At 58.2% G+C, this 19,845-nt stretch carries 16 protein-coding genes and 1 pseudogene; 8 read left to right on the top strand and 9 right to left on the bottom strand.

Translation table 11 applies throughout. The features are described from left to right. Positions 1–41 precede the first annotated feature (41 nt). From purH to AC07O1_RS02205, 4 genes are all read left to right on the top strand, one after another. On the top strand, positions 42–1,649 hold the full coding sequence (purH, locus tag AC07O1_RS02220) for a bifunctional phosphoribosylaminoimidazolecarboxamide formyltransferase/IMP cyclohydrolase (protein ID WP_495087788.1): 1,608 nt from the start codon (positions 42–44) through the stop codon (positions 1,647–1,649). Positions 1,650–1,802: 153 nt separating this feature from the next. Continuing rightward, positions 1,803–3,098, top strand: a complete 1,296-nt coding sequence (gene purD / locus AC07O1_RS02215) for a phosphoribosylamine--glycine ligase (RefSeq protein WP_495087787.1) — start codon at positions 1,803–1,805, stop codon at positions 3,096–3,098. A 99-nt stretch (positions 3,099–3,197) separates the two neighbouring features. Beyond that, complete coding sequence (locus tag AC07O1_RS02210; RefSeq protein WP_495011271.1) at positions 3,198–5,975, top strand: hybrid sensor histidine kinase/response regulator; 2,778 nt, start codon at positions 3,198–3,200, stop codon at positions 5,973–5,975. Positions 5,976–6,038: 63 nt separating this feature from the next. Beyond that, the gene (locus AC07O1_RS02205; protein ID WP_494993508.1) at positions 6,039–6,635 is read left to right on the top strand and encodes a MarC family protein; all 597 of its coding nucleotides are present in this window, start codon (positions 6,039–6,041) and stop codon (positions 6,633–6,635) included. A 73-nt stretch (positions 6,636–6,708) separates the two neighbouring features. Here the strand turns inward: AC07O1_RS02205 and AC07O1_RS02200 are convergent, their stop codons facing one another. The 9 genes from AC07O1_RS02200 to AC07O1_RS02160 all read right to left on the bottom strand — a co-directional run bounded on the left by AC07O1_RS02200 (position 6,709) and on the right by AC07O1_RS02160 (position 15,852). Beyond that, on the bottom strand, positions 6,709–7,407 hold the full coding sequence (locus AC07O1_RS02200; protein ID WP_495087786.1) for a hypothetical protein: 699 nt from the start codon (positions 7,405–7,407) through the stop codon (positions 6,709–6,711). A 65-nt stretch (positions 7,408–7,472) separates the two neighbouring features. Continuing rightward, positions 7,473–8,273 carry a hypothetical protein gene (locus AC07O1_RS02195; RefSeq protein ID WP_495087785.1) on the bottom strand — a complete coding sequence of 267 codons (801 nt, stop codon included), beginning with the start codon at positions 8,271–8,273 and terminating at the stop codon, positions 7,473–7,475. A gap of 65 nt (positions 8,274–8,338) precedes the next feature. Continuing rightward, the gene (locus AC07O1_RS02190) at positions 8,339–9,112 is read right to left on the bottom strand and encodes a hypothetical protein (RefSeq protein ID WP_495087784.1); all 774 of its coding nucleotides are present in this window, start codon (positions 9,110–9,112) and stop codon (positions 8,339–8,341) included. Positions 9,113–9,184: 72 nt separating this feature from the next. Continuing rightward, positions 9,185–9,982: a hypothetical protein gene (locus AC07O1_RS02185; protein ID WP_495087783.1), complete on the bottom strand. Its 798-nt coding sequence runs from the start codon at positions 9,980–9,982 to the stop codon at positions 9,185–9,187. A 425-nt stretch (positions 9,983–10,407) separates the two neighbouring features. Continuing rightward, positions 10,408–12,108 (bottom strand): precorrin-3B C(17)-methyltransferase, encoded by a 1,701-nt coding sequence (cobJ, locus tag AC07O1_RS02180; protein ID WP_495087782.1) that lies wholly within the window; start codon positions 12,106–12,108, stop codon positions 10,408–10,410. Beyond that, the gene (locus tag AC07O1_RS02175; protein WP_495087888.1) at positions 12,108–12,839 is read right to left on the bottom strand and encodes a precorrin-2 C(20)-methyltransferase; all 732 of its coding nucleotides are present in this window, start codon (positions 12,837–12,839) and stop codon (positions 12,108–12,110) included. The genes cobJ and AC07O1_RS02175 overlap by 1 nt, the downstream gene beginning before the upstream one ends. Next, positions 12,839–13,465 carry a precorrin-8X methylmutase gene (locus AC07O1_RS02170; protein WP_494993503.1) on the bottom strand — a complete coding sequence of 209 codons (627 nt, stop codon included), beginning with the start codon at positions 13,463–13,465 and terminating at the stop codon, positions 12,839–12,841. Before AC07O1_RS02170 ends, AC07O1_RS02175 begins: the two co-directional genes overlap by 1 nt. Next, on the bottom strand, positions 13,458–14,792 hold the full coding sequence (cobG, locus tag AC07O1_RS02165; protein WP_495087781.1) for a precorrin-3B synthase: 1,335 nt from the start codon (positions 14,790–14,792) through the stop codon (positions 13,458–13,460). Before cobG ends, AC07O1_RS02170 begins: the two co-directional genes overlap by 8 nt. Positions 14,793–15,030: 238 nt before the next feature. Further along, the gene (locus tag AC07O1_RS02160; protein WP_495087780.1) at positions 15,031–15,852 is read right to left on the bottom strand and encodes a hypothetical protein; all 822 of its coding nucleotides are present in this window, start codon (positions 15,850–15,852) and stop codon (positions 15,031–15,033) included. Between the two features lie 329 nt (positions 15,853–16,181). Here AC07O1_RS02160 and AC07O1_RS02155 point away from each other — a divergent pair. The 4 genes and pseudogenes from AC07O1_RS02155 to AC07O1_RS02140 all read left to right on the top strand — a co-directional run. Then, a pseudogene (locus AC07O1_RS02155) lies at positions 16,182–16,334 on the top strand (IS5/IS1182 family transposase); the annotation flags it as partial. A gap of 317 nt (positions 16,335–16,651) precedes the next feature. Further along, a complete protein-coding gene (gene cbiE, locus AC07O1_RS02150; RefSeq protein WP_495011264.1) occupies positions 16,652–17,863 on the top strand; it encodes a precorrin-6y C5,15-methyltransferase (decarboxylating) subunit CbiE in 1,212 nt (403 codons plus the stop codon). Between the two features lie 71 nt (positions 17,864–17,934). Further along, entirely contained in the window at positions 17,935–19,032 is a 1,098-nt protein-coding gene (locus AC07O1_RS02145; protein ID WP_494993499.1) for a cobalt-precorrin-5B (C(1))-methyltransferase, read from the top strand. Continuing rightward, positions 19,029–19,766 carry a cobalt-precorrin-6A reductase gene (locus AC07O1_RS02140; RefSeq protein WP_495087779.1) on the top strand — a complete coding sequence of 246 codons (738 nt, stop codon included), beginning with the start codon at positions 19,029–19,031 and terminating at the stop codon, positions 19,764–19,766. The genes AC07O1_RS02145 and AC07O1_RS02140 overlap by 4 nt, the downstream gene beginning before the upstream one ends. Positions 19,767–19,845 lie beyond the last annotated feature (79 nt).

Genomic DNA, 19,845 nt, shown 5'->3' with positions numbered 1-19,845 from the left:
CGCCTTTTTTGCTGACTCCTTTGCTTTTGATGGAAATTGAGATGACCGACCAGACTACCCGCCTGCCGATCCGCCGCGCCTTGATCAGCGTTTCCGACAAGACCGGGATCCTCGAATTCGCCCGTGAGCTGGAAGCCCTGGGCGTCGAGATCCTCTCCACCGGCGGTACGTTCAAGCTGCTGCAGGACAACGGCGTGGCCGCAGTAGAAGTCGCGGACTACACCGGCTTTGCAGAAATGATGGACGGTCGGGTCAAGACCCTGCACCCGAAAATCCACGGCGGCATCCTGGGTCGTCGCGGTATCGATGACGCTATCATGAGCGAGCACGGCATCAAGCCGATCGATCTGGTTGCCGTCAACCTCTACCCGTTCGAAGCCACTATCGCAAAGCCAGGTTGTGATCTGCCGACCGCGATCGAGAACATCGATATCGGCGGCCCGACCATGGTTCGTTCCGCGGCCAAGAACCACAAAGACGTGGCCATCGTGGTCAACGCCAGCGATTACGCCAATGTTCTGGAAAGCCTCAAGGCCGGCGGCCTGACCTACGCTCAGCGCTTCGACCTGATGCTCAAGGCTTTCGAGCACACCGCCGCCTACGACGGCATGATCGCCAACTACATGGGCACTGTGAACCAGACCGCCGAAACCCTCTCGACCTCCGGTCGCAGCGAATTCCCGCGCACCTTCAACAGCCAGTTCATCAAGGCCCAGGAAATGCGCTATGGCGAGAACCCGCACCAGAGCGCGGCGTTCTACGTAGAGGCCAAGCCGGCCGAAGTCGGCATCGCCACCGCGACCCAACTGCAAGGCAAGGAGCTGTCGTACAACAACGTGGCCGACACCGACGCTGCACTGGAGTGTGTGAAGAGCTTCGTCAAGCCAGCCTGCGTCATCGTCAAGCACGCCAACCCGTGCGGCGTGGCGGTCAGCCCGGACGCCGAAGGCGGTATCCGCCAGGCTTACGAACTGGCTTACGCGACGGACACCGAGTCGGCGTTCGGCGGCATCATCGCCTTCAACCGCGAGCTGGACGCTGAAACCGCCAAGGCCATCGTCGAGCGTCAATTCGTCGAAGTGATCATCGCTCCAAGCGTCACCGAAGAAGCTCGCGCCATCGTTGCCGCGAAAGCGAACGTGCGCCTGCTGACCTGCGGTCAGTGGTCGGCTGACCGCGTTCCGGCCTGGGACTACAAACGCGTCAACGGCGGTTTGCTGGTCCAGAGCCGCGATATCGGCATGATCGGCAGCGAAGACCTGAAAGTGGTGACCAAGCGCGCTCCGACCGAGCAGGAGATCAATGACCTGATCTTCGCCTGGAAAGTCGCCAAGTACGTCAAGTCCAATGCCATCGTGTATGCCAAGAACCGTCAGACCATCGGTGTCGGCGCTGGCCAGATGAGCCGCGTGAACTCCGCTCGCATCGCCGCGATCAAGGCTGAACACGCCGGGCTGCAAGTCCAGGGCGCGGTCATGGCCTCGGACGCCTTCTTCCCGTTCCGCGACGGTATCGATAACGCGGCCAAGGTCGGTATCACTGCCGTGATCCAGCCTGGCGGCTCGATGCGTGACAACGAAGTGATTGCCGCGGCCGACGAAGCGGGTATTGCGATGGTCTTTACGGGCATGCGCCACTTCCGTCATTAATCTGTTTGATCGTACCCACGCTCTGCGTGGGCACGCAGCCCGGGACGCTCCGCGTCCCACGGCATCGGACGCAGAGCGTCCGTAGAGGCACTCCCACGCAGAGCGTGGGAACGATCAGCTTCCCCCGAATTAGCGTCATCCGAGGTTTTTGAAATGAATGTTTTGATCATTGGCAGCGGTGGCCGTGAACACGCCCTGGCCTGGAAAGTGGCTCAGGATCCGCGTGTCGCAAAAGTATTCGTGGCCCCGGGCAACGCCGGCACCGCCATTGAAGCCAAGTGCGAGAACGTCGCTATCGACGTATTGGCCCTGGAGCAGCTGGCCGACTTCGCCGAGAAGAACGTTTCCCTGACCATCGTCGGTCCGGAAGTGCCGCTGGTCGCCGGTGTCGTGGATCTGTTCCGCGCCCGTGGCCTGGATTGCTTCGGCCCGACTGCCGGTGCCGCACAGCTGGAAGGTTCCAAAGCCTTCACCAAGGACTTCCTGGCCCGCCACAAGATTCCGACCGCCGACTACCAGAACTTCACCGAGATCGAGCCAGCCCTGGCTTATCTGCGTGAGAAAGGCGCACCGATCGTGATCAAGGCCGACGGCCTGGCCGCCGGCAAGGGCGTGATCGTCGCCATGACCCTGTCTGAAGCCGAAGACGCCGTACGTGACATGCTCGCCGGCAATGCTTTCGGCGAAGCCGGTTCCCGTGTGGTCATCGAGGAATTCCTCGACGGCGAAGAAGCCAGCTTCATCGTCATGGTCGACGGCAAGAACGTGCTGCCGATGGCCACCAGCCAGGACCACAAACGCGTCGGCGACGGCGACACTGGCCCGAACACCGGCGGCATGGGTGCCTACTCCCCTGCCCCGGTGGTCACCAGCGAAGTTCACCAACGCGTCATGGATCTGGTGATCTGGCCAACCGTGCGCGGCATGGCCGAGGAAGGCAACGTCTACACCGGCTTCCTCTATGCCGGTCTGATGATCGACAAGGCTGGCAATCCGAAAGTCATCGAGTTCAACTGCCGCTTCGGCGATCCGGAAACCCAACCGGTGATGCTGCGTCTGCAATCGAGCCTGGTGTTGCTGATCGAGGCTGCTCTGGCCCAGGCACTGGACAAGGTCGAAGCGCAATGGGATCCACGTCCAAGCGTGGGTGTCGTTCTGGCAGCCGGCGGCTATCCTGGTGATTACGCCAAAGGCGCGATCATTGAAGGTCTGGATGCAGCGGCCACACTGGAAGGCAAAGTCTTTCACGCTGGCACTGCACTGAAAGACGGTCAGGTCATCACCGCTGGCGGCCGAGTACTCTGCGCCACCGCTTTGGGCCAGAGCGTCGATGCGGCTCAACAGCAAGCTTACAGACTGGCGGCCAAAATCGATTGGCAAGGCTGCTTCTACCGCAAGGACATTGGCTACCGTGCCATTGCCCGCGAGCGTGGCGAAAATCAGGAATAAGCTATCCATTTGGATAGGCAAGGGCTTCTGGCCCTTGCCGTACTATTCCAGCCCCGCGCATAGTTATATTCTGGCATCAATCTACGAAGGGATTTCGCCGTGCGCTGGCTCAGGATTGCCATAGGCTTCACCGTCAGTCTGCTGACTCTGCTCTGTTTGCTACCGGTCCAGGCCGCGCAAGGCAGCGGTTGGGCGGTATTGCTTGACGAAACGGCCGATCTGCAACTGAGCGACATCCGTTCTGCCCGCTACACCAATCAATTCAGCCCGATCGAACTGAGTCACCTGACCGCTGCCGAGCCTGACGGCGCCTTATGGCTACGCTTCAAACTCCAGCCAGACAAACACGAGCAACTGCTGCGAATTTTCGCGCCTGATCTTGCTCACCTTAATTTATACGTGCTCGACGACGACAAGCTGATCGAGCAAGTGAACACCGGCAACGCTCAGCCGCAGGCCGAGAGACCGCTGCCCAGCAGCGACTACATCCTGCCGCTGCCACAAAGTCAAAAAGCCCTCGATGTCTACCTGCGACTGGTTTCCGAACACCAATTGCGCCCTTACATCACCCTGCAATCTGCAGTCATGAGCGCAGCAGATCAAGGCCAGCCCCTGATCTACGGCCTGCTGTTCGGCTGCCTGGCGATGCTGATCCTGCATAACCTGACCCGCTACGCCTACACGCGCTCCAGAAGCTGTATGTGGCTGGCCGCCTGCGAAGGTCTGTTGCTGCTGAGCCTGCTGCTTCTGCTCAATCTTGCTGGCCCATGGCTGTCGGACTGGCACGCCTTGCAAACGCCCGGCGCCTACCTGTCCTTGCTGCTGACCGCGCCTTGCGGCCTGATGTTCGCCTACCGATTCTTCGCTCCCCTTGGCCCACATCCGCTGAACAAACTGTTGCTGGGCGATATCCTTCTCATCACCTTGTGCGGCTTGCTGCTGCTCTTTGTCAACACACTGCCGCTGAACATCATGACCTATGCGCTGGTGGCTCTCGCCGGCCTGAGCATGCTGTTCGTCGCGGCTTATCACTGGCAGAAAGGCTACCGTCCGGCACGCCTGTTCGTTGTGGCCATGGTGATATTCAACATTGGCACCCTGATCATTCTGCCAGCACTTTTGGGGTTGACCCTGGTGGCTCCGCAAGGTCTGATCATGACGTTGCTCGGGTTCATCTGCATCAGCGGCCTGCTGATGAGCATCGCATTGAGCGAGCGTCAGCGCAGCATCACCGAAGCCCGCTTCAGCATCAGCCGCGACCTGGCCGCCAGCAATGCCGAGATCAACGCCAAGGCCGAGTTCCTGGCGAAAATCAGTCATGAGATCCGCACACCGATGAATGGTGTGCTGGGCATGACCGAGCTGCTGCTGGGCACACCACTGTCCGTCAAACAACGGGACTACGTGCAGACCATCCACAGCGCCGGCAACGAACTGCTCACCTTGATCAACGAGATTCTCGACATCTCCAGGCTCGAGTCCGGGCAAATCGAGCTGGACGATGTGCAGTTCGACCTCAACGCGCTGATCGAAGACTGCCTGAGTATTTTCCGGGCCAAGGCCGAGCAGCAAAACGTCGAGCTGATCAGTTTTATTCAGCCGCAAGTACCACGGGTGATCAGCGGTGACCCCACACGTCTGCGCCAGACGCTACTGAGTTTGCTGGAAAACGCGCTGAAGAAGACCGACGAGGGCGAAATCCTGATCGTCGTCGCCCTCGACGAACGCAGCCCCAAACCTCGGCTACGCATCGCAGTACAAGACAGCGGTGTTCCCATGGACACAAGCGAACGCGATGCCTTGCTGCATGCCGAGCTGCACAGCAAGAATTTTCTCTCCGCGACGCGCCTGGGTGGCAACCTGGGGCTGGTCATCGCCCGCCAGTTGATCCTGCTGATGCACGGTGAGTTCGGCATCAAAAGCGGCAATAATAGCGGCAGCACGCTGTGGCTGACCTTGCCCCTGGATCCGGAACGCCTCGAACACCCGACCTCCGATCTTGATGGCCCGCTGCAAGGTGCCCGAGTGTTGGTGGTGGATGACAACGACACCTGCCGCAAAGTCCTGGTGCAGCAATGCAGCGCATGGGGCCTGAACGTCAGCGCAGTCCCTTCCGGTAAGGAAGCGCTGGCCCTGCTGCGAACCAAGGCCCACCTGCGCGACTACTTCGACGTGGTCCTGCTCGATCAGAACATGCCTGGCATGACCGGTATGCAACTGGCCGCGAAGATCAAGGAAGACCCGAGCCTGAACCACGATATTCTGCTGATCATGCTCACCGGTATCAGCAACGCACCGAGCAAGATCATTGCGCGCAACTCCGGGATCAAACGCATCCTGGCCAAACCTGTCGCTGGCTACACCCTCAAGACTACGCTGGCCGACGAGTTGACCCAACGCAACAAAGGGCTCGTTATGCCCTATCACGCACCATCAGGCGTGCCTGTAGCGATCAAGGTGCCACACGATTTTCGTATCCTCGTCGCTGAAGACAACAGCATCTCGACCAAGGTGATTCGCGGCATGCTGGGCAAACTCAACCTGCAGCCGGACACCGCCAGCAACGGCGAAGAAGCCCTGCGCGCGATGAAGGCCCAACGTTACGATCTGGTGCTGATGGATTGTGAAATGCCAATCCTCGACGGTTTTTCCGCCACGCAACAATTGCGCGCCTGGGAAGTTGGCAATCAGCGCATGCGCACGCCGGTGGTAGCGCTTACCGCGCACATCCTGACCGAACACAAGGAGCGCGCTCGCCAGGCCGGCATGGACGGGCACATGGCCAAACCGGTCGAGCTGTCGCAACTGCGCGAGTTGGTCGAGCATTGGGTTGCGCAACGTGATTCGCACAATCAGCCAACGGCTCAAACCTCCTGAGCCGACAGACTGCACAACGCCTGATAGACTCTCCGTCGCCCTCCTTCGCCGCGAGCTCCAACCATGCTCCACGTGCTGTTCAGCGTTTACCTGAAGATGCTGGTGCTCTACAGCCCCTTCTTCGTTCTGTCCTGCTTCATCAGCCTGACCCGTGGCTATTCCAGTAAGGAACGTCGGCGTCTGGCCTGGAAAGTCGCCCTCGCGACCCTGGTCTCCAGCGTCTTGCTGTATCTGTTCGGACGGGTGATTTTCAGCGTGTTCGGCATCACCGTGGATGCCTTTCGCATCGGTGCCGGGAGCGTGCTGTTCATCTCGGCGCTGGGCATGGCTCAAGGCAAGTCGGCAGTGCAGACCGATAACGTGCAGCAGGACGTGACCATCGTCCCGCTGACCATTCCCCTGACAGTCGGCCCTGGCACTATTGGTGCTCTGCTGGTCATGGGCGTCAGCCAGCCGCACTGGGACGACAAACTCACCGCCATTCTCAGCATTGCCATAGCCAGCTTCACCGTCGGCGTCGTGCTCTACCTGTCGAACCGCATCGAACGCATTCTTGGCGATCAGGGTTTGCAAATCGTCAGTCGGTTGATGGGGCTGTTCGTGTGCGCGCTGGCAGCGCAGATTATCTTTACCGGGGTCAAAGGGTATCTGGTGCCGTAATGCTGATATGCATCAGGGCCTGGCCCTGATCCCCCTGGATTGAAGCTTCAACGTGTATCGGCTTTGGTCGCCATCAATTTTCCTGTGTGCCCCCAGCGATTATCGACAACAATTGCTGGTGAGGCTCAAGCAGCCTGGTCAATCGGTCTCGCTGCCTCGCAAATACTCGTTGTGAGAGTTCCAGCGAGCAATAGCTGACCGACAGGCCCGAGAAGAACCTGTCAGTGGAAAAAAGCTGATCAACTGCATTCAGCTCCACAACCTCTGAAGTCTCAAAATTCAGGAACAGCAAATTCATCGTCGAGCCGTGATTGCACAGAGCAACGAGTAGCCGGACCCCGGTGGTGAGTGCCCCACCCGTTTCAGAGGACGCGTGCCGTTGCGCCTTGACGGTGTGGTCACGCAAGGCCGGGAGTTCGGCCACTGCCTTGAGACCGTCGAGTACCGCAGCAACATTCGGTACTGGTAAATGGGTCGCCAGTTCCTTTTCAACAATTCCTGCCACAGAGAACTCGACAGAGGATTCCAGCTCATACGAACGGCTCTCCTGAGCATGAATTCTCCAGCCACAAACACCTAACGCCTTTATGAAACCCGCATACCACTCGGCATTCTCCGAGAATCCGGGATGATCTTTGTTGGCTCTGAGTTGAGCGGCCAGATTTGAATGTAAAACATCTTCTCTGAGCTGAGGATCCACCGCCCCCGAAAACACCAGCAATTCGCCAGCGCAGAGGCACACCTGTTTATCTTGAACGTCCATTTCAGTCATGCCCTTATCACTCTAAACCGGCATTAAAGCTCGAGAACTTCGGGCAACCGAGGCTCTCGGCTTACTTAGATCAGGTTCTCAAAGTAGCTTGCCCTGGCGCTATCGACATAATCCTGAATTTTAGTTCTGAATTTATTGTAGACACGCTGATTCAATCCGCGACGTCCCGCCGCACGATAAAGTTTTATGTCCTCACCGTAGTACTTAAAGAACAGAACTTTCGTGATACGCGACTTGGCCATCAAGTGCACACACGCTATCGCCATGCTGAGTTGACCATCGGCAGTCAGAATGCACGGGACAACCTGGAAATTGCTCGAGCGACTTTTCTTGCTCTTGGATTCAAACAGTTTTAACGCATTATCATTTTTTTCCAGTGCTTTGAATGCACCGGTTACCAGCCCCAAGAGCTGGAGTTTATCCGGCCCGGCGATGGCGGTAATGATTTGCAGGATAGCCTCATCCATCGTGAATTGTATTTCACGACTTTGAAACTCGGAAAAAGCGTGGCTTGCAGTACCCCAACCAGCCATCTCCAGCGCCTTGGCATATTCTTTAAACCACTGGGCAAGGTGTGTGTCCGGATCGAATCTCCTGCCCGCAACAAGTTGCGCAAACAGGATGCTGTCATCGAAGTCCTCGCGGTTCTGCGGCGTCAATTTACGATCGTAGGCGACAACACTCTCCCCAATGACAGCGGCACCATCCTGAGGAACGGCCTGTACTGCCAGGTTCCCCATGACAGAGCGCAGCCTGGCAAAGTGCCTGGTTCCATTAACAATAGGCCGCGACGTCTCCAGACTATTAAAATATTCAGCTCGCACGAGAAACTCTGGCGAGTTCAATTCGTCTATTTCGCTACTCATATCCAGCCCCTCCTTGAATTATGTTGGTCCGCATCCTGCGGACCTCTAAAATGATGAGAACAACGTTACCCTGTCGATTCGTCGTGCTTTTGGCACGTGACGGAGGTACAGCACTTGCTGCAGTCGAGTTGAATGCAGTTAGAAGGCACGGCAAGAATCAAATTGTCTTGCGCACCGGAGAGTCGGCTCAGCACTTTCTCACGCACGTTGTATTTTTCATAATCCACCTTATCCAGCTCTTGCTGTGAAAAATCGACACTGATTTTGCCAACAATGTGTTTACCCGAAAAACATTGATTAAACAGGTTGATATCGACAACCTCAGAAGTACTAAAATTGATATATACCGAACAGATAATGGGACCCTGTTCGATAAAACCTGCCTGCAGAGCGATAGTTGAAATCGCAGCTTTCCCGGGCGAACTGATTCCAGTCCGTACTGTACTTGTTACGTGCTCCCGAAATACCGTCTGAACCACCTCAGCACAGGGGAGCTGAGCAATGCGACTCGTCATATCCCCAACGCTCAGCCTTTGAGAACTGTTCAAACAACCCGGTAAGTGCACCTGAATCAGCTCTTGAAGCGTGATTATCGATTTTCTGTCCGGCTCGAAGGTTTCCGACCGGTAATGAGTACGACGCCACTTCGTCTGCACCATGGCCTTGGTATGAGCCCTGTACCACTTTTCAGGCTTATCAAATTTATCCACCTGAGAGTTTGCAAACAGCTGAGAAAAAAGCAGAGCGTTCAGCGCATCGTCCCTCCAGGAATCCGGCAAACCGTCCGAAGTCGACAGCAGATTTCCTGCAACCACCATCACATCATAATCAGCACTCATCGCGGAGCTCCCATAAGTCGTATTTTTTCCAAAAAAGGGTTACTCGTCGAGCAACCCAGTCGGGACTATTACTTATTGGAGTTTGGCTTTTTCGAAGAAGTCTTCCGAAGACCGATCCAGTACCGCGTGCATTAGGTCCTGATTTCGGAGGTGAACACGCATATTCAGCTCAACCATTGTGGCTACTTTTTTCATTTTAAGCCGGGACCACTTCCACTTCCAGAACCAGGCTCCACCCTGACTTGACCTGAGTTCGCAATCCATGGCCAGGAATAAAGTAATCACCGTACCGCCACGGGACTGTAAACACGGCACAATCCTGAACTCTCCCGTACTGCCCTTCTTGCTGGTGCTATCGAAAATTTGTATAAGCTTATCATCAGATTTTATCGTATTGAATACACTGCCCAGCAAGTCCAGCATTGCAGCAGCATTGGCCCCGGCAACGACCTTGACAATATCCAGGACAATGGACTCCATCGTGATGTTCGTCTGGGAAGTTGTATGGTCATCATATTTATAGGAGGTCATAGTCCAGCCGCAGTGCTTCATTGCCTCACGATAATGGGCATGCCACGCAATCGGCGTATTCTTGACATCCGCTTTTGTATCAGCATATCGCTCGGAAAAGTGAATACTGTCCATTGCAGCTTGTCTATTATTTTCCGAGACATTATCAGCAAACCCCATTACCGCGGGAGCATACTTGCCAAGGAGTAAATCCGAGTCTTCATTACCTTGTTTCACCAAGGGCATGTTCAGCGACCGAACCTGGGGACGTAAAGATTGTGGTGCAACTTTTGCGTCACGAAAAAAAGCCCTGCTTTCCTCAAGACTGGGAACGGCCACATCCATTTCAAATGTCATCATTAAATACTCATATCAGTTTGGGTTTCAGCTTTTTAGCTGGCCTCCTAAAGCTAGCGCCCAAACCCGACAACTTCCACACCAGACACTTGACAATATATTACGAGCACATACCCCAGACTCGACACATGAAAAAAGCGGCGACTGCAATACATTTTAAATAATTCAGCCGCAACTATAAATAACGAAACCAAGTCCAGCCAGGCGTGACTTATTCGTTCGACACATTACTCACTCCGCAAAGAAGCAACCCATACAGAAAGGCAGCCAATATAATCAAGAGCAATTAAACTTACAAGCGAACAAGACGAGTCTCACCCCACGTTCTGACTATTATTCAGAAGGGTGACAAACCAACCTGGGAAAAGGTTGTCAGCGCGCACAGGTTTTATCGTGTGCGCCTGACAGCCAATAGCGCCGAATTACAGCTAAGGTTTATCGCCATACCACCTTGGCGTATAGACCCACTCACCACCGTCTGCACGCGCAAATACGCAGGTGGTGGATGAGCCGATCAGCACCATGGTGCGCATGTCCACTTGATCGGGTGTCAGCTCGCCAAGGGTGGTCACTCGCAAGGTTTGACCAGGGCGACCGATATCACGCCCCAGCACCACTGGCGTTGCGCCCGTGCGGTGCTGCCCGACGATTTCCAGCGCCCGGCCAAGCTGCCACGGCCGTGAGCGGGAAATCGGATTGTAGAACGCCAGCGCCAGGTCGGCTTGCGCGGCCAGGTCCAGTCGCTTCTCGATGATGTCCCACGGCTTGAGGTTGTCCGACAGCGACAGCACGCAGAAGTCATGCCCCAGCGGTGCACCGGCTTGCGCGGCGGTGGCCAGGGAGGCGGAAACACCCGGCAGGATCTCCAGATCGACGCTGTGCCAGCTCGGTTCATTTGACTCATGCAGGGCTTCAAGCACCGCTGCGGCCATGGCGAACACACCCGGATCTCCCGATGAGACGACAACCACCGAGCGGCCTTGGGCGGCCAGTTCGAAGGCATGTCGGGCGCGCTGCATTTCTTCGCGGTTGTCGGTGCAGTGCAGCACTTGATCGGCGCGGAACGGCCCGGCCATGCGCACGTAAGTTTCATAACCGAGCACATCGTTGGCCTTGGCCAGCTCAGCCTTGACTGCCGGCACCATCAGTTCGGCAGCACCTGGACCTAGACCAATGACCGCAAGACGGCCACGGGCGCGACCGATCCGCAAAGGGTCCAGCGGTTGATTGGCGACGGCTATCGCAATGCCATTGCCGACACTCAGTGGCGGCAGCAGTTGCGGGACCGCGTGTTGCGCCAGCTCGCTGACACTGGCGGCAGCAGTTGCAAAACGCAGCGGCACATTCAATTGGAGAGCGGCTTCACGCAACTGAGGACTGGCCATTTCCGTGTCGGCCGCCAACAGGCACGCAACCGATTGAACGGCAATCTTTGATTCGTGCAGGGCCGCACCAATGGCTGTCGCCAGATCCGCCACACTGGCGCTCACCGCCACCAGCACACTGCGCGGGTAGATCAGCAGTTCATTGGCCGCGGGCTCACGCTCGGCACAACCGACATGGATCGCCAGCCGGGCGTGTTGATCTTCCGGCAGCTGCGCCTGGGCCAGCCAGGGAGCTGCGCCTTCGATACGCACGCTTTCACCCGCGAGCAGGTCCGAGACAAAGCGCTTGCCTGACTCCAGATCGCCCAAGGCATAGCCACTGGGTGGATTGAGCAGGCAGGTACCGAAGCGCAACTCACCGCTGGTGGTGATGGCGGCCGCGACACCCAATCCGGCCGCAATTTCTCGCGCAAGGACGTTCACCCCTCCCAGCCCGCCGAGTAACGGCACCACGGCACTGCCGTCTTCAGCGACGGCCAGTACCGGCGGCTCGGCGCCTTTTTCCAGTAGCAGCGGCGCCAGAGTCCGGATCACGATCCCGGCTGCGCACAAGGCGATGATCGGCGTGTCCTGCTGATAGAGCAGGCGCAAGGTTGCACCGAACTCGTGATAGGTCCGGTCGGCACCTTCAACCCGCTCGGCCAGGCCGTGGATCATGGCCTGCGGGTACAGCTGCTGGATCTTGCGCGCAGTGGCGAGGCTGCCATTGCCCAGAATGACAATTGCCGGTGCAGGACGAGTCATCAGCCTTGCCACCTTTCGCCGGGAACAATGATCAGCGAGAAGTACGGCGAGGACATTGGCTCAACCTGATCCAGTGGCACGATCTTCTGGTTGGCCATGGTTGCACGCTCGACATACAGCGCCCGATCCGCCAGCCCGAGTTCTTCCAGTATCTGACGAACCTTGGGGAAGTTGCGCCCCAGCTTCATGATGACCGCAGCATCTGCATCGGCCAAACGGCGCTTGAGGTCTTCGGCCGGCAACACGCCGGACAACACCGACAGGCTCTGATTGCGATAAACCAACGGCGCACCCAGCACCGAAGCGCCGCCGAGCATCGAGCACACACCCGGTATCACTTCGGCGTCGTAGCGTTCAGCAAGGCGATCATGCAAGTACATGTAAGAGCCGTAGAAAAACGGATCGCCTTCGCAGATCACCGCCACGTCGCGACCGGCATTCAGATGCTTGGCGACTTCCTCGCTGGCAGCGTCGTAGAAATCGCTGATCACTTGCTCGTAAGACAAAGGCGCGGGCAATGCTTCGGTGGTCACCGGATAGACCAGCGGCAGTAACGTCTGCGCGTCTTGCAGGTGGGCTTCGATGATGCCGAAGGCATTGCCCTTCTTGCCCTTGGCGACAAAGTACGCCACCACCGGCGATTCGCGCAGTAGCCGCAGGGCTTTAACCGTAATCAGCTCCGGGTCACCCGGGCCGACGCCCAGGCCAATCAAGCGTCCAGGTTGCTGCATCATTCGATCTCCGTAGCGAGGGCGTTGACAGCGGCGGCGGCCATGGCGCTGCCGCCCAGTCGGCCTTGCATGATCACAAAGGGCACGCCACGGCTATCAGCGGCGAGCATGGCCTTGGACTCGGCGGCGCCGACGAAGCCCACCGGAAAGCCGAGAATCAATGCCGGTTTCGGCGCGCCGGCATCGAGCATTTCCAGCAAATAGAACAACGCGGTCGGCGCGTTGCCGATCACCACCACACTGCCTTCCAGATACGGACGCCAGAGTTCCAGTGCGGCCGCTGAACGGGTGTTGCCCAACTCCCGCGCCAGGTCCGGCACACTCTCGTCGCGCAGGGTACAGATCACTTGATTGTTGGCTGGCAAACGCGCGCGGGTCACGCCCTCGGAGACCATTCGCGCATCGCAGAGAATCGGCGCACCGGCCGCCAGCGCATCACGCCCGGCCTTGCCCGCGCCAGGCGAGAATTGCAGACCATCGATTGCGTCGACCATGCCGCAGGCGTGGATCACCCGCACCGCGAGTTTTTCCAGGTCGGCCGGGATTCGGTCCAGGCGGGCCTCGGCGCGAATGATCGCGAACGAGTTGCGATAGATCTCCTGACCGTCGCGGATGTAATCAAGCATCAAGGTGGCTCCGTGGGCGGGCGTCGAGCAATGCGCCTGCCGCTTCAATGGTGAGGTTGCGCGCATGCAGGGCGCCGAAACCCGGCTGCCCTGCATCGCGAAAATAGAGGTCGTAACGGCTGGGGGCGACGGCCAATAGCGTGACGGGCGCAGTATGTGCGGCAGCGCAGGATCGCTGGCACCCCGACAAATGCACACTCGGTGCATTGCCCTGGCGCTGCAACAGCGCAGCCAGTTGCAGCGCATCACCCTTGGTGTCGGCCAAGCCCTTTGCGCAGCCGCTTGCGCCGGTGCAAGCGATCAACTGCGCCAGCGCATGATCGGCCGAACATAGCAAACCAAGTTGTTGCAGGCGCTGCGTCACTTCAGGCGCATGATCTGTGTCGATACCGGGTAGCAACAGGCTTTGCCAAGGGGTAAACCGCAGGCTGCCATCGCCAGACTCGCTGGCCAGCTGCGCGGCACCGCGCAGCATCGCCGGATCGAGGCGACCCAACGGAGTGACAGCGCCGACATAGACCCGGCCCGCTTCACGCTGTGGATAAGTGCCCAGATGCAACAGCTTCGGCGCGGGCGACCGTTGCCATTCGGCGATCGCGATCAATGGCACCCGCTTGGCCAACGCCCGCAAAAAGTTATCCACCGGAAGTTCCGTCAGCAGATGACGCATACGAGTCTGATCCGGGCGGGCCAGCTCAAGAAACAGCTCCAGCACCGCGACCACCAGTTCATGACCGTGGGCCAGCGGCACCGCGGCCAATGGTGGGTCTATCGGACAACCCGCCAAACCAAAGGCCAGCAGCAGTTCACCGTTCAACTCACCCGCCGACAGCCACAAGTCATGGGGATGTTCAAGCATCACCAGTGCTTCACCGCCATCGAGTTGCACGGCGAATTTGGCCGACAAATCGTGGAAACGTTCGTGGTTTTGCAGGGTGGCGAGAATCTGCCCGGCGAGCGGTCGCGTGTCGATCAGCATGTGCCGGTCGATCCCGGCGCTTGGGCTGAGCATCAGATTGCGTACGTCATCGCCGGCCGCCGTGGTCGGGCCGAGCCCTGCGGCGAGCAGACTGTCGATCAATGCCGTCTGCTCGCTGCCGATCCCGCGGATCTGCAGGTTGGCGCGGTTGGTCGCCTCGATCACGCCACCCGCGTAGCGCTCGGCCGCGTCGGCTACTGCGCAGGCTTGCGCCGCGCTGATCGAACCGCCAGCCAGTTTGATCCGGCAGATACCGCCGTCCGCTGCCTGGACGATACGCAGCAACCCCGGGCAAGCCGAGGGGCGCAGAGTCGTTATGAGCGGATTTGCAGGTGTTGGAGTGTTCAAGGATCAGCCCGTGGAAAAGCGCTTCGCGGTCGAAGGCGGCGTATTATGCCTGCTTTGATCAAGGGCATGAAAAGCCTGCTGGTCGGAACGCTGTTTTCTTGCGCAAACCCGATGGACCTCAAGCAAGGAGGCCATCCTGGTTAAAGTTGATGGCCTCTTGGGTCAGCGACCATCAACATAACGCACGGGCATTGTTCAATGCTATTTACCGGTCAACTGTAGCGAAACGCCAGGCTGTTTATAGCGTCAGCTCCTCGAAATAACCTGATGATCGGTCTGTAATTTTCTTTAGCATAGCCTCTCTTATTTCGAAAAAACGCTTTCGATCGAGGGTGAAATATCCATAGTGGTGCACCAGCGTGGTCTCCTGCTCCTCCCACTTTATAAATAGAAACTCCTCCGAAGTCTTGACAGAAACAAACCATGAATGACTCACTGCCATTGATAGTTGACCCTGGCCATTATCGGCACATGGCATCACCTGGAAACTTCGCCCTCCCGCTCTGGCACTCTTTGATGAGAACAGTTTCAATGCAGCCAGATTATTTTTCAAAGCATTGAATGCATCAACGGCTACGTTATACATGGCCCCACTGGATATTGGCTTCAAGACATCCAGAACGGACTGAGTGATTGGTCCGTAGAGCGTCGTCAAGTGGCTCTCAAGCATGACCGGGCGATCATGTATCCACCCTAAGTGCCAAAGCCCAAGCGTAAAATGCTGCAGCCATTCATACCACTGACTCTCTCGGTCATACTTCGTATCAGTATATTGTTCCAAATACAGTACGCAGTCCTGTACATCCTGTTGATCTTGCCGAGACACCCCGGAGGTGAACGACAGTAAAGCACTGCCCACCACGGCTGCACGCCCCCTGCCCGGCCCAGTCGAACCACGCGTCTTTTTATCGATCCAGGCGCGCGTCGAAGATCGGTGCACAGGAGGTAATTGTGCGGCGTTAATGAAGGCCAGTCGCGCCTCAAGACTCGCGGGGGCATCCATCGATGTTCTAATCATTTCATCGGTCCTTAAATATTGTATTTCATCCAGAGCATCCACAAAGCCTTCCGTACAGCATCCGAGTACACCATTATCTAAAAAGCAATTTTCGACACTGTTTATTAAACCTAGTCAAATGCAGATAAAAATCCAGACGCACGACTCACAAAGCCCAACTTTAAAAAAACAAAATAATTCAATTACTCATCCTTTCAAACAACACCCCATCAACAACACGCTCTTCACCCCATAGCTTGCCCGGAGAAAAGTCAGGCTTAAGGAACCGCTGAAAAAGACCTCCATACATGGAGACATACACACCTCACACGAACGGAGCGGTTGAGCCTCGATGAAACAGACATGCCGGCAAGTGTCAGCAGCCCCTGCGCGAGCACTTCCCGATTGAGATGGATCGGACGGGTTATACGAAAGTGCGCTATCGCGGACTTCTGAAAAACACCGCGCAACAGACCACACTATTGACTCTGTCAAACCTGTGGATGATGCGAAAGCGGCTGTTGGGTGCGGGACAGGCGCGTCTGCGATGCGCGAAGTGTGCCGAGAAAAGGCGCAGTCCAAGGAAAAGACATGAATTAACAACAGCCAATGCCCGTTTTTTGGCAGACCACCCATTTTTTGAGTCGCAAATGGAAGGGGCCTCGAAATATCGGTGGCTAATTCAGGTCGTCCTTAACCATCGGCAAAACATTCGCGTTATCCAGTTCATCCCGCGGTCATTCTGAGCACCTGTCGAACAGCGCAGGAAAAACCTATCGAAGCCGCGCTATCATTGCGCTTTGGTCCGAGGCCCAGCCAACCCGTGTCTCGGAGCCACTGTTTTTTTGTTTGAGGAATATGGATGGCGCCCTGGCTGACAGTAGTAGGAATCGGTGAAGACGGCTTCAGCGGTCTGGGCAAGAATGCTCGACACGCCCTGCTGGGCGCTTCACGGATTTTTGGCGGCCAGCGGCAACTGGACTTGTTGCCGGTTTGCATCCGTGGCGAGCGTCAACTGTGGCCCAGCCCGTTCTCCCTGGAACCGGTGCTGGCGCAGCGCGGCGAGCCCGTCTGCGTGTTGGCCAGCGGCGATCCAATGCTGTTTGGCGTCGGCGCCAGCCTGGCGCGGCAGGTGGCCAACGATGAGATGCAGGTTTTGTCCGCGCCGTCCTCCTACTCGTTGGCGGCCGCTCGACTGGGCTGGCCGCTGCAAGAGGTGGTGACGCTCTCGGTGGTCGCCCGCCCTGTGGCGGCCCTGGGCGCACAACTATTTAGCGGTATTCGATTGCTGGTACTGAGCAACGATGGCCAGAGCCCCGCGGCGATCGCCGCGCTGTTGCGTGAGCGGGGGTTCGGGCCGAGCCGGATCACGGTACTGGAACACTTGGCCGGACCTGCCGAACGACGCATCGAAGGTATTGCCAGCGACTGGAGCGAGCCGACCATCGCCGATCTGAATCTGGTCGCCATCGACTGCATCGCCGAACCCGGCACACCGCGCTTATCGCGACTCGCCGGGTTGCCGGATGCGGCCTTCAAACACGATGGGCAACTGACCAAGCGTGACGTTCGCGCCATCACCCTCGCCCGCCTGGCTCCGGTGCCAGGCGAGCTGCTGTGGGATGTCGGCGCCGGCAGCGGCTCGATCGGCATTGAATGGATGCGCGCTCATCCAGGCTGTCGCGCCTTGGCCATCGAGGCCGATGACGGCCGTCAGCAACTGATCGAACACAATCGTGATGCCCTCGGTGTCCCCGGCTTGCAATTGATTCGCGGCAGCGCGCCGCAAGCGCTGACAGGCCTGGAGCGACCGGATGCGATTTTCATTGGCGGCGGCGTCACCCGCGAGGGCGTGCTCGACACCTGCTGGGAGCAATTGAAACCCGGCGGCCGGCTGATCGCCAACGCCGTCACCCTGCAAAGCGAAATGACCTTGATGGCCTGGCGCGAACAGCATGGCGGTGAACTGACCCGCATTCATATCGCTCAGGCGCAGCCCTTGGGGGATTTCGATACCTGGCGCCAGGCGTTGCCGATTACCTTGCTGGAAGTAGTCAAGCCCGATGATGTGTGAAGTTCGAGTATGCCATCGCGGGCAAGTCGGATCGCCGCACCGCTCGCTCCTGCAAGGGAATTGCCAGCTCCATGCGTGACGAAACCGCCGAACAACCTGCGCCCCTGCGCAGCGGCCTGACTACCGGCAGTTGTGCCACCGCCACCAGCCTCGCTGCCGCCCGCTTGCTGCTCAGCGGTATCAGCCACGACGCAGTGGATATCACCCTGCCCAAAGGCAAGCACGTACAGATGCGCCTGGAGTTTTGTCGCCTGGCCGAAGACGGCGCCGAAGCCGGAACGATCAAGGATGCCGGCGATGATCCAGACGTCACCCACGGCGCGTTGCTGTATTCCCACGTACGCTTGAACGCCGAACCGGGTATACGTTTCAGCGCAGGCCTTGGCGTCGGCACAGTCACCCGGCCGGGGCTGGTACTGGGCGTCGGTGAACCGGCGATCAACCCGGTGCCACGCAAGATGATCACTGATCACCTGCTACAACTGGCGCAAGAGCGTAATTATGACGGCGGCTTTGAGGTCACGATCAACGTCGAGGGCGGCGAAGCCCTTGCACTGAAAACCATGAACCCACGGCTGGGTATCCTCGGCGGCCTGTCGATTCTCGGCACCAGCGGTATTGTCCGGCCGTTCTCCTGCGCGGCCTACATCGCCTCGATCCACCAGGGCATCGACGTCGCCAAAACCAATGGTTACACGCATATCGCCGCCTGTACCGGCAACGCCAGCGAAGACACCATGCGCCGCGTATACGACCTGCCTGAGATCGCCCTGATCGAAATGGGCGACTTTGTCGGTGCGGTGCTCAAGCATTTGCGCAAAGTGCCTGTGGATAAACTCAGCATTTGTGGTGGCTTTGGCAAAATCAGCAAACTCGCCGCCGGGCATATGGATTTGCACAGCCGTCATTCGAGCATTGACCTGCCGCAACTGGCGCAATGGGCGGCAGACGTCGGCGCCGATGACGCCTTGCAGCAAGCCATCGGCGAAGCCAATACCAGTCAACAAGCCTTGGCCATGGCCAGCGCTGTCGGAATCGCCCTTGGCGACGCGGTGTGCCAACACGCACTGGACTTCGCCCGCAGCGTGGTACCGGCGCAGGTTCAGGTCGAGGTGTTTGCCATCGATCGCCAGGGCGGCATCGTCGGCCATGCCGGAGCTTTTCAATGAAACGGTTACTGCTGCTCGGCGGCGTCACCGAAGCCTTGGCGATTGCCCGCACGCTGGGCCCGCAACATGTCTACAGCCTGGCGGGCATCGGCCGGGTGCCGACGGATTTGACCTGTCAGGTCAGGGTCGGTGGCTATGGCGGCGCGGCAGGTTTGGCGCAGTTCATCGAAGACGAAGGCATCGACTTGTTGCTCGACGCCACCCACCCCTATGCCGCACAAATCAGCCAGAACGCCGCGACCGCTGCGCAATTGAGCGGCATCCCCTGCTGGGCGCTGCGGCGACCGGCCTGGCAAGCACAGGCAGGTGATGACTGGCGGGAAGTCAGCGATTGGGCCGGGTTGGTTGAAGCGCTCAAGCCCTTCAAGCGCCCGCTGTTCACCCTGGGGCGCGAGCCGTTGCAGCATCTGGATGAAATCCCGGACGGACAGTTCTGGACTTTACGAGCACTCGACCCGTATCCCGGCAATCAGCGCTGCGAAGTGATCGGCGCCCGTGGGCCGTTTTTAATCGACGATGAGCGGGAGCTGTTCGAACGACGCCGGATTGATGTGCTGATCAGTAAAAACAGCGGCAGCAGCGCCACCGAACCCAAGCTGGAAGTGGCGCGCGAGCGTGGGGTACCGGTGTTGATATTGAAAAGGCCGGAAATGGTGAGGGTTGAGCGGGAGTTTGAGACTGTCGCCAATACGCTCGAGGCGCTGACGCAGCAAGGTTATCTGTTACCCCAGTAAACTTCTGTGCGGCAGTAATCATTGTGAGTGCTGCGCACTCGATCGCAGGCAAGCCAGTTCCCACATTGGACCGCGTCGA

The sequence above is a fragment of the Pseudomonas sp. GW821-FHT07G10 genome, assembly GCF_059418545.1.
Note: the sequence above shows the minus strand (reverse complement) of the source record. Positions and strands in the feature narration are given on the sequence as shown.

Coding starts and splice junctions, on each gene's coding strand:
- purH (WP_495087788.1), top strand. CDS start 42: ATGACCGACCAGACTACCCGCCTGCCGATCCGCCGCGCCTTGATCAGC.
- purD (WP_495087787.1), top strand. CDS start 1,803: ATGAATGTTTTGATCATTGGCAGCGGTGGCCGTGAACACGCCCTGGCC.
- AC07O1_RS02205 (WP_494993508.1), top strand. CDS start 6,039: ATGCTCCACGTGCTGTTCAGCGTTTACCTGAAGATGCTGGTGCTCTAC.
- AC07O1_RS02200 (WP_495087786.1), bottom strand. CDS start 7,407: ATGACTGAAATGGACGTTCAAGATAAACAGGTGTGCCTCTGCGCTGGC.
- AC07O1_RS02195 (WP_495087785.1), bottom strand. CDS start 8,273: ATGAGTAGCGAAATAGACGAATTGAACTCGCCAGAGTTTCTCGTGCGA.
- AC07O1_RS02190 (WP_495087784.1), bottom strand. CDS start 9,112: ATGAGTGCTGATTATGATGTGATGGTGGTTGCAGGAAATCTGCTGTCG.
- AC07O1_RS02185 (WP_495087783.1), bottom strand. CDS start 9,982: ATGATGACATTTGAAATGGATGTGGCCGTTCCCAGTCTTGAGGAAAGC.
- cobJ (WP_495087782.1), bottom strand. CDS start 12,108: ATGACTCGTCCTGCACCGGCAATTGTCATTCTGGGCAATGGCAGCCTC.
- AC07O1_RS02175 (WP_495087888.1), bottom strand. CDS start 12,839: ATGCAGCAACCTGGACGCTTGATTGGCCTGGGCGTCGGCCCGGGTGAC.
- AC07O1_RS02170 (WP_494993503.1), bottom strand. CDS start 13,465: ATGCTTGATTACATCCGCGACGGTCAGGAGATCTATCGCAACTCGTTC.
- cbiE (WP_495011264.1), top strand. CDS start 16,652: ATGGCGCCCTGGCTGACAGTAGTAGGAATCGGTGAAGACGGCTTCAGC.
- AC07O1_RS02145 (WP_494993499.1), top strand. CDS start 17,935: ATGCGTGACGAAACCGCCGAACAACCTGCGCCCCTGCGCAGCGGCCTG.
- AC07O1_RS02140 (WP_495087779.1), top strand. CDS start 19,029: ATGAAACGGTTACTGCTGCTCGGCGGCGTCACCGAAGCCTTGGCGATT.